13 protein-coding genes are annotated in these 16,930 nt (G+C 67.0%); 6 read left to right on the top strand and 7 right to left on the bottom strand.

Annotated features, from left to right (window positions below):
• Nucleotides 1–77: 77 nt before the first annotated feature.
• The 4 genes from G332_RS0102520 (at nt 78) to G332_RS0102505 (ending at nt 5,092) form a co-directional block, all read left to right on the top strand.
• The gene (locus tag G332_RS0102520) at nt 78–734 is read left to right on the top strand and encodes a TorF family putative porin (protein ID WP_019625426.1); all 657 of its coding nucleotides are present in this window, start codon (nt 78–80) and stop codon (nt 732–734) included.
• A 305-nt stretch (nt 735–1,039) separates the two neighbouring features.
• Nucleotides 1,040–2,635, top strand: a complete 1,596-nt coding sequence (locus tag G332_RS0102515) for a Na/Pi cotransporter family protein (RefSeq protein WP_019625425.1) — start codon at nt 1,040–1,042, stop codon at nt 2,633–2,635.
• Between the two features lie 68 nt (nt 2,636–2,703).
• Nucleotides 2,704–4,185: an AMP nucleosidase gene (locus G332_RS0102510; protein WP_019625424.1), complete on the top strand. Its 1,482-nt coding sequence runs from the start codon at nt 2,704–2,706 to the stop codon at nt 4,183–4,185.
• 532 nt (nt 4,186–4,717) lie between these two features.
• A complete protein-coding gene (locus G332_RS0102505) occupies nt 4,718–5,092 on the top strand; it encodes a hypothetical protein (protein ID WP_019625423.1) in 375 nt (124 codons plus the stop codon).
• Between the two features lie 352 nt (nt 5,093–5,444).
• Here the strand turns inward: G332_RS0102505 and ispG are convergent, their stop codons facing one another.
• The 3 genes from ispG to G332_RS0102490 form a co-directional block, all read right to left on the bottom strand.
• On the bottom strand, nt 5,445–6,671 hold the full coding sequence (ispG, locus tag G332_RS0102500) for a flavodoxin-dependent (E)-4-hydroxy-3-methylbut-2-enyl-diphosphate synthase (protein WP_019625422.1): 1,227 nt from the start codon (nt 6,669–6,671) through the stop codon (nt 5,445–5,447).
• 257 nt (nt 6,672–6,928) lie between these two features.
• Nucleotides 6,929–8,038, bottom strand: coding sequence for a hypothetical protein (locus tag G332_RS0102495; RefSeq protein WP_019625421.1), 1,110 nt, complete (start codon nt 8,036–8,038; stop codon nt 6,929–6,931).
• A gap of 24 nt (nt 8,039–8,062) precedes the next feature.
• Nucleotides 8,063–8,842 (bottom strand): hypothetical protein, encoded by a 780-nt coding sequence (locus G332_RS0102490; protein WP_019625420.1) that lies wholly within the window; start codon nt 8,840–8,842, stop codon nt 8,063–8,065.
• A 395-nt stretch (nt 8,843–9,237) separates the two neighbouring features.
• Between G332_RS0102490 and G332_RS0102485 the strand changes: the two genes are divergently transcribed.
• On the top strand, nt 9,238–9,864 hold the full coding sequence (locus G332_RS0102485) for a TIGR02281 family clan AA aspartic protease (protein WP_019625419.1): 627 nt from the start codon (nt 9,238–9,240) through the stop codon (nt 9,862–9,864).
• Between the two features lie 156 nt (nt 9,865–10,020).
• Nucleotides 10,021–11,352 carry an MFS transporter gene (locus tag G332_RS0102480; protein WP_019625418.1) on the top strand — a complete coding sequence of 444 codons (1,332 nt, stop codon included), beginning with the start codon at nt 10,021–10,023 and terminating at the stop codon, nt 11,350–11,352.
• A gap of 195 nt (nt 11,353–11,547) precedes the next feature.
• On the opposite strand, the gene G332_RS0102475 is transcribed toward G332_RS0102480, so the two are convergent.
• The 4 genes from G332_RS0102475 to G332_RS0102455 all read right to left on the bottom strand — a co-directional run bounded on the left by G332_RS0102475 (nt 11,548) and on the right by G332_RS0102455 (nt 16,821).
• Nucleotides 11,548–11,853 carry a type II toxin-antitoxin system RelE/ParE family toxin gene (locus tag G332_RS0102475; protein ID WP_019625417.1) on the bottom strand — a complete coding sequence of 102 codons (306 nt, stop codon included), beginning with the start codon at nt 11,851–11,853 and terminating at the stop codon, nt 11,548–11,550.
• 12 nt (nt 11,854–11,865) lie between these two features.
• Entirely contained in the window at nt 11,866–12,051 is a 186-nt protein-coding gene (locus G332_RS0102470; RefSeq protein ID WP_026340532.1) for an addiction module protein, read from the bottom strand.
• Nucleotides 12,052–12,385: 334 nt separating this feature from the next.
• Complete coding sequence (locus G332_RS0102460; protein ID WP_019625414.1) at nt 12,386–15,568, bottom strand: efflux RND transporter permease subunit; 3,183 nt, start codon at nt 15,566–15,568, stop codon at nt 12,386–12,388.
• A complete protein-coding gene (locus G332_RS0102455; RefSeq protein ID WP_019625413.1) occupies nt 15,565–16,821 on the bottom strand; it encodes an efflux RND transporter periplasmic adaptor subunit in 1,257 nt (418 codons plus the stop codon). Before G332_RS0102455 ends, G332_RS0102460 begins: the two co-directional genes overlap by 4 nt.
• Nucleotides 16,822–16,930 lie beyond the last annotated feature (109 nt).

Below are 16,930 nucleotides of genomic sequence, written 5' to 3'. Positions count from 1 at the left end.
GGAAAATCTTGATCGTGTTGTCGGGGGCGGCCCCGGCAACACGGCTGTAAACCAATCTTGATAGAAAAGGAACTGACATGACTGATCGAAAATTACCGCGCAGCCTCCTGACCACCGCCGTGGCGGGTGTGTTCGCCCTTGGCTTCCCGGCGGCTCAGGCGGCCGAGGCCGATTTCCACATCGGCTTGTTCACCGATTACATCGACAATGGGGAATCCAAGTCCGACAACGACCCGGTGTTGCAGGGCGGCTTCGAGTTCGACCTTGAGAGTGGCGTGTTTACCGGTGTCGAGGCCTCCACGCTGGGGAGCGGAAACGGCATCGAGGTGGTCCCGTTCATCGGCTATGCCTTCGACGCCGGGCCGGTCGGGATGGAATTCGGGTACGAGTACTTCCACTTCTCCCGCCTGGATGATGCAGACGAGGGCGAGATTTTCATCGGGGCCGAGTGGGGTCCGGTCTTCGCCGAAGTCAGCTATGTGCTCCATGCCGACGATCGCGATGCCGAAGGCAGCCGCGTGTGGTTCCTGGGCGCCGAGTATGAAGTTGCCCCGCGTACCGAGCTCTTTGGCGGAGTGGGCTATGACGATCCGGCCGACGACGACAGCGCGACCTTCTGGGAACTGGGTGCGGCGTATACGTTTGATTTCGGTACGCTCTCCCTGACCTACGCATCCCGCGATGAGAGTGATGCGCAGGACCTCCTGGTTGCCGGATATACGCTGAACTTCTGAGACGTCGTCCAACCGGACGGCAAGGAAACCGGGTTTCCTTGCCCTGCGGGCCGTCTCCCGGAACTCAGCGCCGGGGCACGGCCCGTTTCTTTTTCCGGGCCTGAATCTGAACAGGCCCTGTGCTCGCCAACGCCGATTCCATAACCTGCAGTCAGGTCGCGTCAGGTTTCCGGCTGCCCGATCATGGGCCGGTCGGCCGCCAGCCGTTTGCGTGGGTGATCGGCCTGTTGTCGGGTGCGCCGAGCAACCACTTTCGATGCTTGAAAGGGCACGAACCGAGTCTGAACCGTTGAGCAGGTGCCGTGATGGAAATGATCAATCTGGTGGCAGGCGTCCTGCTGATCCTGTTTGGCCTGCGCTTTCTGCGAAAAGGCTTTGCAAGGGTGATGGGGGGCGACCTGATCGACTGGCTGCAGGGTTTTACCCGTACCCGTCCCCGCGCATGGGTCGGTGGTGTCGCTGGTGGGGTGGTGATGCCGTCGTCCACGGCTGCGGCACTCCTCTCGGTGCAGATGACCCGCCGCGGAAATGTCGCCTGGGAGAATGTCCTGGCGGTCCTGCTGGGGGCGCAACTGGGCACGACGGCCCTGATTCAGGTGCTGTCCTTCGATCTGCAGGCGTTTGCCGGCCTGTTCATTGCTCTGGGTGCGGTCCTGTTCCTGTATGTCGAGGCGCCGCGGCCGCGAGGTGTCGGGCAGGCGCTGCTGGCCTTCGGTTTCATGCTGCTGGGGATGGGGCTGCTGGGGGATGCCGCGCGCGTGCTCGGCAGTGATCCTGCCGTTGTGAATCTGTTTGCTGCGCTGGGGCAGCTGCCGCTGCTGTTTCTGATTGGCGCCGCGCTGCTGACACTGATGATGCAGAGTGCCACGGCGTCGATCGCGCTCGCGCTCGCCCTGGTTGCCAGCGGCCAGGTGGATCTGACCATGCTGTTGTTGTGGGTCCTGGGCGCGAATATCGGCCTGGTGCTGACGGTACTGGTCGCCGGCTGGAACGATCGTCAGGGACGCAGGCTCGGTCTGGCGGGTTTGCTGGTGAAGGGCCCGCTGGTGGTGGTCCTGACCGCCGTGTTGCTGCATGTGCCACTGACATCGCTGGAAATGCTGCCCGGTACACTGCCGCAGCAGGCGGCCTGGGGGCATACGCTGTTCAACCTGGCCGCCTGCGCGGCGATCTTGTTCGCAGCCGTTCTGGGGCGCTGGGTTCGTATCCTGGTCCCCGAGCCGGCGATGACCGAGCCTTCCGGACCCACAAGCCTCGATCCGCTGCTCCTGCAGAATCCGGTGCTGGCGCTCAACGCCGTGCTGCGGGAGACATTGAAGATGTTCGACCAACTGCACCTGATTCGCGAACGGGCCATGCTCGCCCTTGCCGAGGGGCAGCTCCCTGCCGGGCTGAAGACGGAAATGGATCACCGGCGCTGGCAGATCCTGGAGGTTCGTGACGAACTGGTGGAGTTTCTGGACGGGATTCCGGACGACGCGCTGGATACAAACGATCAGATCCTGAAGGAGACCCTGGACGACTTCATGCGCGAACTGCCGGTCATCGTGCGCACGCTGGGAACGAACCTGCACGAGGATGTCGAGCGGCTGTTGCAGGCGCATCCCGATGCGCTGGCGGCCGCACGCCCGGTGTTGTCCGAGGCCGCGACGCGACTCTCGCAGCAGATGAATACAGTCGCCCGGATGCTGATGCGCGAACGCCCCGAGTTGGGGCGAAAGATCCTGGAACGCAAGCAGGAGAACAGTAGCTGGCTGATCCAGGCGAAGCGCACGCAGATCGGTCTGCCGTATCCGGTCTGGGAGATCCTCGACGATTTCCAGCAACTCAATCGCCGTCTGAGCGGCGTGGCATATGTCTACTGCCGTAACGAACCTGAGGTCGAGGCGCTGGACACGTAAGCATGCTTGTTACCGAGCCGATGCGATTCAGGCACCGAGGCACTGGCCAAACAGAAAGGAGAATCCGGATGACGCCGAACAGCTTGCCTCCAATTCATACCCCTGCGGTGCCCGAGTTTCGCTCTTTTACGGATGCCGACCAGGCGGTCGCCTGTCTCGAAGAGCTCTACACGGACGCAACACAATTTCTTGTCGAAGCATTTCAAGGTGTTTCCAGAGGTGAGCCGCCGGCTGCCCGTTTCAGGGCTTGCTATCCGGAAATCCGTTTTTCCACCGCGCGCTTTGATCCAATCGATGCGCGCCTGAGCTTCGGTCACGTGACGGAACCGGGTACCTACACAACCACGGTGACCCGCCCGGATCTTTTCAGAGATTACCTGTATCAGCAGATCACGTTGCTGATGCAGAACCATGGTGTCCCGGTCAGCGTGGGTCCCTCCACCACGCCGATACCCCTGCAATTTGCCATGGCCGGGAGGGGTGAGGTGAAGCCGCCGGAGCATGACGGGCAGGAGCGCTCGCCGCGCGACAATTTCGATGTGCCGGATCTGACTACCATGAATGACGAAGCGGCCAACGGCGATGCCGTGGCGCGCGAGGATGGCTCCCTGCCGCTGGCCCTGTTCAGCGCGCAGCGGGTGGATTACTCGCTGGCGCGGATTGCGCATTACACGGGCACTGCGCCCGAACATTTCCAGAACCACGTCCTGTTCACCAATTACCAGTTCTACATGGACGAGTTCGAGGCCTTCGCCCGCGCACAGCTGCGCGATCCCGACAGCGGCTACAGTGCGCTGGTGGCGCCGGGGGACGTCGTAATCACCGACCCCGACGCGCCGATCCCCGCTCGGACCCGTTCGCCGCAGATGCCGGCCTTCCATCTGCAGCGACCGGGTTGCGCGGGAGTCACGCTGGTCAATATCGGCGTGGGGCCATCGAATGCGAAGACCGCCACCGACCACATCGCCGTCCTGCGTCCGCGTGCCTGGCTGATGGTCGGCCATTGCGCCGGGCTGCGCAGCTCCCAGGCGCTGGGGGATTTCGTACTCGCCCATGCCTATGTGCGCGAGGACCACGTGCTGGATGCTGATCTGCCCGTATGGGTCCCGATCCCGGCTTTGGCCGAGATTCAGATTGCGCTGCAGGATGCCGTGGCGGAGATCACGCAACTCGAAGGCTATGACCTCAAGCGGATCATGCGCACCGGCACGGTCGCCAGCATCGACAACCGGAACTGGGAGTTGCGGGAGCAGTCCGGCCCGGTGCGGCGACTCAGCCAGTCCCGAGCCATCGCTCTGGATATGGAAAGCGCCACCATCGCGGCCAACGGCTTTAGGTTTCGTGTGCCCTACGGAACGCTGCTGTGCGTCTCCGACAAGCCGCTCCACGGTGAACTGAAACTGCCGGGCATGGCGTCGAGCTTTTACCGAACACAGGTGTCCCGCCACCTGGAGATCGGGATTCGCGCGATGGAGTTGCTGCGCGAGATGCCCATCGAGGAGATCCACAGCCGCAAGCTGCGTTCCTTCAACGAAACGGCTTTTCTGTAGCACCAGGAAGAGGCGTAAAGCCGTCTGGTCGGGCCATCGTTCGGTATAGCCGACGCATGGCTGCCAGGCAAATGTTGGTCCGTGTTTTCCCGTGGCACGCCGGGCATGTGTGGTTTTTCTGAAATTCCGACGCAGGAGGGGTTTCAGGTAAAGGCAGCCGCAGATATAATTTTGCGTGTTCTCGGTTTGCGCCGGGGGCACTTCCGAAGCATCAGAGGCCATTGCATTAATGGAAAGTGACAGTAGTCGATCTAAACACGTGAAGGCCGGTGATGGCCTGAAGCGGTTTTGTCGCCTGTCGCGTCAGGAAGCACCAGGGACTCGGGTCATCTAGCTGCCCGCCCTTCACTGCCTCTTGCGCGCCGCGACATCCCCGATGGCACGCAAGTGGGTACGTACCTTTATCCCCCGCCACCGTTCAACCGTTTCATTCCCGCCACCGTCCTTCACGTTTCTGTTCCGCATGTTGAGTGCGGCCGTGTTGTTGCTGCGCGTCATGTTTGACGCCAGCTCATTGGCGAGGAGAAACGCGATGAACCCGATCTACGCAGAACACCTGAACAACAACCATTTTCCCGGGATGGATGCGGGCGCGGTGGCCCCCATCCTCTGGCGTGATGAGCGTCCGGATGCGGCGCTGGAGCTCGTAAGCCGTGCGCTGCAGGGGGGCGAGCCCGGCACTGCGCGGCTGCGCCTGATGCGGCTCACGGAGGATGCCCAGGCCCATGTGGTGCGGCAGCTGCCGGCAGAGGACGTCGGCCGCCTGGCGCGGGGGCTGAGTAACTACGCGCTGGCGCGGATCTGCGAACGCCTGCCGCAGTCGGGTGTGCGGGAGATCCTAGAGGCCATCCCGCCGTTCAAGCGGCAGGGCGTGGAAATGATCCTCGCGCATCGATGCAATCGCTGAGGGGCAATTGCCCCCGGGGCCATGCGGTCACGAGATACGGCTGTGTTGGTACCCCAGATGTTCCGAGACCAGACGGGTGGTACAGCCCGTTGGGGCGGGTCAACCCGTTTGACTGACGCGCGCCGCAATGCGGATGCGGGACACCTGGGGTGCCAACCCCACAAGCGATTGAAAGACGGGGCTCGGCCGCCCGTTGTTGATCAAAAACGGGCGCGCGCACGGCGTTGCGGCGCCCTTGTGCGGAATGACTGCACGGCAGTCGCCGCGCCTTGTTCGCACGCAAAAGCGACTCGAGCGCGAGCGTGTACATTAATCAGTGTTTCCTTAAAGTGACGAAGGCGTGGAGCAGGCGTCAGGCGGTCTGGCCGTAGCGGCGTTCGATGTAGGCCTCGACGCGGGCCTGGAATTCCTCGGCGATGTGTTCGCCCTTGAGCGTCACGGTCTTCTCGCCGTCCTCGTAGACCGGGGCCACCGGCTGCTCGCCGGTGCCGGGCAGGGAGATGCCGATGTTGGCGTGCTTGCTCTCGCCGGGACCGTTGACCACGCAGCCCATTACCGCGACGGTCATCTCCTCCACCCCGGGGTACTGCTGCTTCCAGCTGGGCATCTGCTGGCGGATGTAGGACTGGATGTCCTGTGCCAGGTGCTGGAAGTATTCGCTGGAGGTGCGGCCGCAGCCGGGGCAGGCGACCACCGACGGCAGGAAGCTGCGCAGCCCCATGCTCTGCAGGATCTCCTGGGCGACCAGCACCTCCTGGGTGCGGTCGCCGCCGGGTTCCGGGGTCAGTGAGATGCGGATGGTGTCGCCGATACCCTGCTGCAGCAGCACGGCCAGCGCGGCGGTAGAGGCGACGATGCCCTTCGCGCCCATGCCGGCCTCGGTCAGCCCGAGGTGCAGCGGGTAGTCGCAGCGTGCGGCCAGGTCCTGATAGACGCTGATGAGTGGTTGCACGCCGCTGACCTTGGCCGAGAGGATGATGCGGTCATGCGGCAGGCCGATGCGTTCGGCCTCGGCCGCGCTCTCCAGTGCCGAGGCGATCAGCGCCTCCTGCATCACCACCTCGGGAGCGGCCGGCTCGGTGCGCTGGCTGTTCTCGTCCATCATGCGCGCGAGCAGGGCCTGGTCCAGGCTGCCCCAGTTCACGCCGATGCGCACCGGCTTCTCAAAGCGGATCGCGGTCTCGATCATCGCGGCGTACTGGGCGTCGCGCTTCGATCCGCGGCCGACATTGCCGGGATTGATGCGCAGCTTGGCCAGCGCCTCGGCGCACTCCGGGTATTTCGTCAGCAGCTTGTGGCCGTTGAAGTGGAAGTCCCCGACCAGCGGCACGTCCAGGCCCATGGTCGCCAGCCGCTCGCGGATCTCCGGCACGGCCTTTGCCGCATCCTCGGAGTTCACCGTTATGCGCACGACCTCGGAGCCGGCACGCGCCAGTTCCGCTACCTGCACGGCGGTACGCAGGGCATCGGCGGTGTCGGTGTTGGTCATCGACTGCACCATCACCGGGGCATCGCCACCGACGGTGACATGGCCGATGCGGACGGGGACGGTCTTGCGGCGGGTGGGGGTCGTATTCATGTTGAGCTACGCAGGGCGGGAAGATGTTGCGCGGAGTGTAACGCAGCCCGGCGCGACTGCCGAGACGCCGCTCTGGTGCCGGGGTTGGTTCGCTGCATGGTGAGCCGGGGTTCCGCGCTTCGGCCGGTGTCGAAGCGGAGCGGGCGGCGGAGATCCCGGCTGTGCGCTGCGCTCCGGCCGGGAGGGCCGGAGGGGGCTGCGCCCCGGCGACCCTGTGGTGGATGTGCCGCGAATGGTGTCGATGCGGGGCGTTCCGCTCAGGGTTCCGGGTTTGCGGTCCAGGGCTGAAAGCTGCGTTCCAGGCTGGCGCGGCTGGCGGCATGCCGGGCCTCTGCGCGCGCGGCAATGGCCTGGCGCAGTGCCGCCCGGGTCTCGGTCTCCAGGGCGTCCAGGGCCTCGTGCAGGGCCTGTTCGAGGTCGTCGCGGTGGCGGGCGGCGTCGAGGCGCAGGAGCAGCCAGTCGGTTCCCACGATGGTAGCGCCGGCAGCAGCGAGGCCGCAGCCCAGCGCGAAGGGCCCGCTCCAGGTGCACAGCCCGGCGCCCAGGGCGCCGGCCTGTCCGGCACGGCCGAGACTGTGGGCGACGCCCGCCTGCGTGGCGCGCGCCGCCAGTCGGGCCTGTAGCGCGCGGGCGATCAGCGGGGTTGCGAGTCCGGTGCCAGCGGCGGCGGTCGCGGCAAGCCCGGTGCGCTGGTCGAAGCGTTCCATATCCACGTCCAGCGCCGCATGCAGGCGGTGGCCGTGGTCGATCTCCATGGCCGTGGCCGCAGCCGCCGCGGGTGGCGGGTTCGGGATGCGGGCGTCCTCCAGATGGGCGGCCAGATCGAGCTGCCACTGATCACGGACCTGCCGCTGATGTTCATCCAGCCCCCATTCCACACGGGTAGCGAGCTCCTGTATAGGGGCGTCCCATAGCGCCTCGGGCAGCAGACGTTCGCGCAGCATGCGGACCTCGGCATCCGGGTCGGGGTCGCTCAGCCACTGGGTACCGCGTAGCCAAAGGCGGGCATATTCCGCGGCCAGCGAGAAGTGGGCCTCCGCCACCTCGGGGACCCGCTCGTGCAGGGCCGCAAAGCGGGCCTCCAGCTTTGCGTCCAGCTGCGCCTTCCAGTGTTCTCGCGCCGCGCGGTCGCCAGCCTCCAGCCACTCCAGCGTGTAGCGTTCAAGGGTGCTGAGGCGTTCGTGGTCCAGCTGATAACGCTGGTCGCCCAGTTGCAGGGTCAATGGCGGATCGGGTTGCCAGCCGTGCGGCGTGTGCTGGCTGGCGAGCCCCAGCAGCGTCAGGCTGCCCAGCAGGGTCAGCAGCAGCCAGAGGCCGGCGCGGACGATACCGGCGTCGGGGGCTGCAGGGGCTGCGGGTGTTGCCATGGTTACGGGTCTCCGCGGCCGGGTCTATTCGACGACCGGCGCATTGCGCGGGTCATCCAGGGATCGGTCGACCGCGCGCAGCGGCAGCAGGCCGTTGGCGAGCAACAGGAAGCCCACGGCCAGGAATGCCTGTTCGACCAGTACCAGCAGCCAGCCGAGCAGGGCCGGCAGTGACTGCACGCCCTGCGGGAACCATTGCTGGCCCAGCCACAGGCGCAGGGCATCCTGGGCGGCGACGATTTGCAGCCCGGTCTCCAGCAGGAGACTGCGCGCACCCTCGTGCTGGACCAGGAACCAGACCGCCTGTTCCAGACTGGCACCCGTCAGGTCGGGATAGCGCGCTTGCAGGGCCAGTACCATCAGGGCAGCGATCAGCAGGGTCCCGGCTACCCTCAGGGCGGCGCGGCGGGCCAGCTCGGGCGCGAAGTCGGGATGGGCGTGTCCGCGCAGCCATCGCGTGAACAGGGCATCGCCAGCCACCAGTACGAAGCCGGCGACCAGCAGGGCAGCCCAGGCCTCCGGGCTCGAGATCCGCGCCAGGGCGATCAGCAGCAGCCCCCCCAGGACCATGCCGGCGAGCAGGTGGCGCAGTGCCATTAGTGGCCCGCCGCGCAGGCGCCGGGGCCAGACGCTGGTGGGTTCCAGATAGCCGCGCAGGAAGGCGGCACGCCGGACCCGATGGCGCCGGAAGGCCCCGAGCGCGATGATCAAGGTCACGCCAATCCACAGCAGGGTGATTGCGGCCTCCGGCAGGACGCGCAGGTACATGTGCAGCAGCCACAGCCCGATTACCAGCACGGTCATGGTGAAGGCATGGCGCAGCGCGACATGGCGAGCGGGGGGCGCCCCGGGCGGATGGACAGTGGGCGTGGACACGGTAGCTCCGGCAACCTGGATACGTGCCGATGGTAGCAGGTGGTGGGCCGCGCAGCCGGTGGTTCTGAGGAGACGCTGATTGGATCTCGCGTCTCCCTGAGGGCATTCCGGTTCTGTTCAGCCGGATTCGCTATAAGGGAGGTATGACCGCTGCATCGCATCCACCGGGGAGCCTGTCGAGTCTGGACGATCGTCGCGAGAGCGGCGGGAGCGTGAGGTCCCTGTTCCGGTCTCTCGCGTCGGATCGTGGGGATCGCGCAGCAGGTCCGTCCCAAACCCGACAGGCTCCTGGTGCGGCTTGTTGGCCGCGCCGGTTCGGGCTCGTGCTGCTGCCGGTCCTGCTGGCGTTGCCGCCGGCGGTTCTGGCAGAGCCGGGCCTGCGTCTGCACGCGGTTTTTGGCGAACGCGCGGTCCTGTCGGTCGACGGTGAACGCGCTGTGATCGCTCCCGGCGAGACGGGGCCGGGTGGTCTGCAGGTGCTGCGGACCCGGCCGGGCGCGGCTCTGGTGCAATACCGTGGCGAACGCCACGAGCTGCGGGTGCGCCCGGCGGCAACCGGGCTGGCCGCATCGTCGGCGGGCGGGGTCGAGCTGCGCGTGCACCGGGATTCGCGCGGCGACCATGCCGTGACCGCAGGGGTTAACGGTATCGCCATCACCCTGGTGGTGGACCGGGGCGTCGATTCGGTATTGCTGCGCGCCGCCGATGCCGAGCGCGCCGGGATTGACCCGGACACGGGGCGGTCGGTGCGCATCCAGCGTGAGCACGGCTATGTGCATGGCCAGCGCGTGCGCATTGAACGCCTGCAGGTCGGCGCGCTGCGCCAGGCGGGCGTCACCGCGATCGTGCTGCCCGACGCGGTGTTGCCGCGCTCGCGCCTGGGCCGCAGCTTCCTGGAACATTTCGAAGTCACGGCGGCTGGTGATGCACTCGTGATCCGCGAGCGGTAGCGGCCTGCCAGCCCGGCGCGCTGCCGGGGCCGGTCGCTGGCCGCGGGGGCGTACTCGAAGGCGCTGCATTCCCTTTGCGCGCAGCCGGTTCGACCCAAACCCGACAGGCTTCCATTGCGTTAGCATGTGGTCCGTCATGAATCCGGGAATCCCCGCATGCCGCTGATTCGGCGTCACCCCGAGAATGCCCCCGCCCCGCGCCGCGAGATCTTCGGCTGGGCGATGTTCGACTTCGCCAACCAGGCCTACACGCTGCTGATCATTACGGTGATCTTCGGCGACCTGTTCACCCGCATCATCGTCGGGGATGGTCCGGACTATCGGCTGGGCAACCTGCTGTGGAGTCTGGCGCTGGCGATCAGCTACGCCATGGTGGTGGTCGCGGCCCCGTTCGCCGGCGCGGTGATGGATGCAACGGCGTCGCGCAAGCGTTTCCTGATGGCCTCGTGGATCCTGACGGTAGTGACGACGGGGCTTTTGTATTTCGTCGAGCCGGGGCTGGTGCTGTTCGGCATGGCGCTGATCATCGCCTCCAACTTCGGCTACGCGATCGGCGAATCCTTCATTGCCAGCTTCCTGCCCAGCCTCGGCCCGCCGGAGAAGCTCGGCTGGATCTCGGGGCTGGGCTGGGGTCTGGGCTATATCGGCGGGCTGGTCGCCACCGCCTTTGCCCTGGGCCTGCTGGGCGAGGTCAGCGCCGAGAACTTCGAGCGTATCCGCTGGGTGGGGCCGTTCGCCGCGGTGTTCTTCCTGATCTCGGCGATCCCGACCTTCCTGTTCCTGAAGGAGCGCGGTACGCGCCGGAGGATGCGCCGGCGGATGCAGCTGGGGCTCGGCTGGCGGCGGGTGCGCGAGGCGCTGGTGACCCTCGGCCAGCGCCGCGAGCTGCGCGCGTTGTATGTGTCCATCTTCTTCATGATGGCCGGGATCTACATCATCATCTCCTTCACCTTCATCTACGGCTCGCAGGTGATCCAGTGGGACGAGCCGGTGCGCATCGCGATGTTCGTGATTACCCAGGTCACCGCGATCATCGGGGCCATCGGTTTCGGCTTCCTGCAGGACCGTGTCGGGCCGGTGCGGATCTACCGGCTGACCCTGGCGCTTTGGGCGCTGGCGGTTCTGGCGATTTTCGGCACCACCACTATCGCGCAGTGGCTAAGCGTGATGCTGGGCCGGCCGGTGGAGGCGCAGATGGTGTTCCTCGGTGTGGGGATTGTCGCCGGTTTGTGTCTGGGTTCGGCGCAGTCGGCCGGGCGCGCCCTGGTCGGGATGATGGTGCCGGTGCGCGAGGCCGGGCGCTGGTTCGGGTTCTGGGCCCTGTCGGCACGGGCGGCCGCGATCTTCGGGCTGGCCGGGATCGGGCTGCTGCAGGTCTGGCTGGGGCTGGCCAACGCCATCCTGTTCTGCCTGTTCCTGTTCCTGGCCGCGCTGTTTGCTGCCATCCCCGTCCGCCTCGCCGACCGCCGCCGCGCCGCGTCTGCTTGATTCCCCATGAAGAAGGTCAATGACGGTCTACAGGAAGGCCAGAAGGTGGGAAGACGGATTGGGTTGATGCGTCGAGGGAGTGCGCGCAGCGGGGTGTGCCGAGCGGCCCCCCAGGGCGCACATCCCATTCCTCCATTCTTCCTGTTAATCGCCCTTGATGGCCCTTCTGCGTGCGCTTGGTGGTGAAATTGCGGGTTACTCGTCAGGGGCGTTCAGGCGGGAGGCGAGAGGGCCGGGGGCCTGGCGGCAATCGAGGACGGCATAGACGCGGATGATCTCGCCATCGACCCGATAGTAGATTGCGAAGGGGAAACGGCGGGACAGCAAACGATGGAAACCATGATGTTGCTCGTGCACGCCGGCGTACAGGAGCAACGAGTCGATATCGGAAAAGAGGGTATCGAGGAAATACGCGCCGAGTCCTGGTGCCCTGGAGGCATAGAACGCGGCTCCCCTTGCCAGATCCTCTTCCGCTGCCTCGATCAGTTCGATGGAGCGCAAGGCAGTGCCGTTTTACCGGTTGCGCAGGCGCCGTTTTGCGTCGTCCCAGGGGTGGAATCGGGCCGCGCCGCGGGCCACGGTCGCCTGGCGCTGTTCCAGCACCTCGCGGTGCCAGTCCGGGACCGGGACATCCGCAGGATTGCGGGCCAGATCCTGCCACAGATCCTCCATGGCTCGGAGCTTTTCGGCTGTCGTCATCTGATCGAGCGCGAGGGCTGCAGTCACGGGTTACTCCCTTCGAACATTCAGTCCCAGTATAGCCCGACAGACCATCGCATGCGGCCCGCGAAGGACTGTTGATTCACCACGAAGCACACGCAGGCATGAAGGAGGTCAAGGGCCTCGACAGGAAGTCTGGAAGATTGGAAGAGGGGCTGGGTTGATGCGTCGAGGGTAGTGCGGGCAGCGGGGTGTGCCGAGCGGCCCGCCAGGGATCGCATCCCGATCATCCTTCCTGGCTTCCATTCTTCCTGTTAATCGCCCTTGACCTTCTGCGTGCGCCTGGTGGCGAGCATCAGGGGCCGGAGGCTCGCTATTCGGTGGCGTGGTGGGTAAGGGTGGCGCCACGGTCGAAGCGGCCTTCGTACAGGCGCAGCAGGGCCGGGATCACGAACAGCACCAGCACGGTGGCGATGGCCAGGCCGAACACGATGGAGATCGCCATCGGGATCAGGAACTGGGCCTGGACCGAGCGCTCGAACAGCAGCGGGGTCAGGCCGGCGATGGTGGTCACCGAGGTCAGGATCACCGCACGCAGGCGCTGGCAGGCGGCCTCGACGATCGCGTCCTGCAGGGCCAGCCCGGCCTCGCGCAGGCCCTGGTAGAAGCTGACCAGGATGATGGAGTTGTTGACCACGATACCGGTCAGGCCAAACAGCCCGAACAGCGACAGGATGGTCAGTTCCACGTTCAGCAGCCAGTGCCCGAGCAGAGCGCCGAGGATGCCGAACGGGATGATGGCCATCACGATCAGCGGCCAGCCCCAGGAACCGAATACCCAGGCCAGGGTGAGATACATCAGCCCCAGCGCCAGGATCAGGCCGGTGCGCATGTCGGCGAAGGTCTCGGCCTGGTCGGCCGCGCGTCCTTCGAACGAGTACTCGATGCCGTGGCGTGCCGCGAGGTCGTCCAGCGGGCCGTCTTCCAGTGCCGCACGGATGCGCGCGGCGTTGTTCACGCTGCGGTCGACCTCGGTGGAGACCTGGATAGCCAGCCGGGTGTCGGCATGGCGCAGGGTCTCGAAGCCCTGGCGCGAGCGCAGGTCGACCACGCTGCCCAGCGGCACGAACTCGCCGCTGGGCAGGCGCAGGTTCAGACGCTCTAGGCTCTCGCTGGAATGGCGCTCGGCATCCGGCAGGCGCACGCGGACCTCGACCTCCTCGAGGCCGTCCTGGTAGAGCTGGGCGAGGTAGCCGTCATAGGCGTCGCGCAGCTGGGCGCCGACCGATTCGGTGGTCAGGCCCAGGGCGCGGCCCTCTGGCTTGACCTGGAACACCAGTTGCTCGCGACCGAACGGCGTGTCGTCATTGGTGGCGAAGGTGCCCGCAAAATCATCGAAAAGCTCCGCCAGGTCGAGGGCGGCGTTCTTCAGGACGTGCGGGTCATCGCCGGTCAGGCGCACCTCCAGGTCGCGCCCGGGTGGCCCGGTCTGGCGTTCGTCGATGCTGAAGTTCTCGATGCCGGGTGCCTGGCGCACACGCGTCTCCCAGGCCTGGATGAACTCGCGGTTACGCACTTCGCGCTGCTCCGGGGAGATCAGCTCGACCTGGATGTTGCCGAACTGGTCGCCGCGCGGGGCGTTGCCGTCGCCGGGGTCGATGCCACGGCCGAGCCGGGTCACGGAGGCGCGGATCAGGTCGCCGCCCAGGTCCGCCTCGGTCTCGGCCAGGGCCTCCTCGACGTGGACCAGGAAGGCCTCCACCCGCTCCGGCGGTGTGCCCGCCACGAAGTTGACCCCGGCATTGACGATCGTCCCCTCGGGTGAGGGGAAGAAGGTGAAGCCGATGCGGCCGCTGGCGGCCAGGCCGATGGCCAGGATCAGCGCGCCCACGGCCAGGGCCAGGGTGGTTCCCGAATGGTTGACCGAGGTGGAGACCGCGCGCCGGAAGGGGCCATTGCGGAAGGTCTCGAAGCCGTGATCGAAGCGGGCCCGCAGGCTGCCGGGGCGCGGCGGTTCCAGCCGGTGCATCACGCCCTTCAGGTGTGCGGGCAGGATCAGGAAGGCGATCAGCAGCGTGGCGATGATCACGCAGATCACCACCAGCGGGATGTCGAACAGGATGTTGCCGATGATGCCGCCGATCAGCATCAGCGGCAGGAAGGCGGCCACCGTGGTCAGCGAGGCGGCGATCACCGGCCCTACCATGCGGCGCGCGCCGTCGCGGGCGGCGCGGCCCGCCGAGAGCCCGCGCTGATGCAGGCTGTAGGCGTGTTCGGAGACCACGATCGCGTTGTCCACGATGATCCCCAGCGACATGATAAAACCGAACAGCGAGATCATGTTGATCGAGCCGCCGATGATCCACAGCACCACGAAGGCGGCCGTGAAGGCGATCGGGATGCCGAGCGCAACCCGCAGGGCGATGTGCCGGTTCAGGAACAGGAACAGGATGCCAAGCACCAGTATCAGGCCGCCCAGGCCGTTTTTCAGCAGCAGGGTGATGCGCTCCGACAGCAGCTCCCAGAAGGCGTCGGTGACCTGCAGCTCGATCCCGGGCGGGAGGGCGGGGCGGGTCTGCGCCAGCCAGTCCTCCAGCACCTGGGCGGCCTCCAGCGAGTCTCCGGTCTCCGAGCGCAGCAGCTGCATCTCGATGGCGCGCTGGCCGTTGGCGCGGGCGCGTACCGCGCCGTCACGGTGGCGCAGGTCGAGGCTGGCGATATCGCCCAGGGTCAGGCGTCCCGGTTCCGGGTCCCCGCGCAGGACCAGCCGCTCAAAGCTGACGACGTCGCGGGCCTGTTCCAGGCTGCGGATCTGGCGCGCGGTGTCGTCGCGCCCGACCGAGCCGGCCGGCAGGTCCCGGGCCATGGCCCGGATCTGCTCGCCGATGTCGGCCAGGGTCATGTCCAGCTGGTAGAGCGTCGCCGCGGGGACCTGGATGGCCATTTCGTCTTCGGTCAGGCCGGTGAACTCGATGCGGGCGATCCCGGCGTCCAGCAGCTCGCGTTCGAACTGGCGGGCGAGGATGCGCAGCTGCTGCGGGTCGTCGGGCCCGGTCAGCAGCAGGCGTGCCACGGGTTCGTAGCGGATCACGCGGGTGACCACCGGGGTCTCGGCCGCCTCCGGCAGATTGCGCTGCTGGTTGACACGGTCGTTGACCTGCTCCAGCGCCAGGGTCATGTCGGTCCCGGCCTCGAACTCGAGGGTCACCACGCCAATCCCCAGGGCCGAGGTGGAGGTCATGTTGCGCAGGCCATCCACCGTGCGCAGGTCCTGCTCCAGCGGGTCGACCACAGCGCGCTCGACATCCTCGGCGCTGGCGCCGCTCCAGGGCACCTCGACGGTAACGAAATCAAGCTCGAAGCTGGGAAAGAACTGGGTGTTCAGCTTGGTCAGGGCAAAGGCCCCGGCCAGCAGCATCAATGCGATCAGCAGGTTGGCCGCCAGCCGGTGCTCCAGGAACAACTGGATCGGGCCGCGGGGTGGCCGCTCGTGGTCCTGCGTGCCGCCGCCGGGCAGCGGGCGCTGGGGGGCGTTGGCCGGTTCGGTTTCGCTCATTCGCCGGAATCCCGATCTTCGACCTCGACGCGCAGGCCGTCGACGGCGTTCGGCAGGCGGGTCGCGAGCAGGGTGTCACCGGCAGCAATGTCACGGCTGCGGATCAGCGCGCGGGTGTTGCCGTCTGCATCGACGACCTCGCCCAGACGCTCGACCGGCAGGGTTTCCAGGCGACCGTCGACGACGCGGAATACCTGATCGCGGCCGAACAGCGATTCAAATGGCACGGCCAGGCTGTCCGGTTCTTCCGGCAGCAGCAGGCGCAGTTCGACAAATCGGTTCAGAGACAGGGCCTCGCCCCCTGCGCGTACCTCGAACACCCCGCGCACTCCGGCCTCACCGGTGCGGGTCTCGCCCTCCAGTCGGGCCAGTTCGGTCTCGATGCGTTGCCCCCCGACCATGGCCGTGGCCGGCAGCCGGACCTCGTCGCGCAGCAGGTCTGCGACCTGCGCGAGGCGTGGCTCCGGAAGGCTGGCACGGATCTCCAGGTCGTCGATCGCGAACAGTTGCAGCAGGAGATCGCCGGGGCGCGCGCGCTCGCCATTGGCCACCTCCACCGTGACGATGCGGGCATCGAAGGGTGCCCGGATCGTGGTGCGCTCGAGATCAATGCGTGCCTGCTCCTCGGCGGCGCGGGCGCGTGCCAGTCGTGCGTCGGCCTGGGCCCGCCGCATCGGGGCGTCGGCCACGGCTTGCGCGCGGTTGTCCACGGTGATGTTGGCCTGTTGCAGGCGTTCGCGAGCGGCGTCCACGTCCGATTCGGAACCCAGGTTGCGTTCACGCAGGTCCCGGGCGCGCTCCAGAGCGCGCTCGGCGATGGCCAGGAGGTCACGCTCGCGCTGCAGGGCCTCGCGGTCGAAGCGGGCGCGCAGGTCCTCGCTCTGGACCGCCCCCTCGAGTTCACGGCGTTCGGCTTCGCGCTGGTCGAGTTGCAGCCGGGCCTCGCGGGGATCAATCCGGACCAGGGCATCCCCCTGAGCCACCATCTGACCGGCCCGGGCCGGCACGGCCTCGATCTCGCCCTCGACTGCGGCGCGCAGGCGCGCGTTGCGGGCCGACTGCACACGGCCGTTGATGATTACGGCCGGGCGGTGAGTGCCGGGCTCGGCGGTCAGGCCCTGCACCGGCCAGGTGCGTTCGGCAGCGGCGGGCGGCGGCGCCTCGGGGCCGGTCGCACGCAGCAGCACGAACCCCGCGACCGCCACGGCGAGGACGAGGACAGGGACCAGGGTTCGACGAAGGGCGCTCGGCATGGATGTCTCGATTGTGGTTCATACGGCCCGGACGCGGCAGCATCTGCCGGATGGCTGGACCGGGGATTGGAGCGAGGTCGTGGCAGGAGGTTCCACGGCGCGCCCATGG

Source organism: Thioalkalivibrio sp. ALJT, assembly GCF_000381825.1.
Classification (GTDB): Bacteria; Pseudomonadota; Gammaproteobacteria; order Ectothiorhodospirales; family Ectothiorhodospiraceae; genus Thioalkalivibrio.
This window is presented reverse-complemented; position numbering and strand designations above follow the sequence as displayed.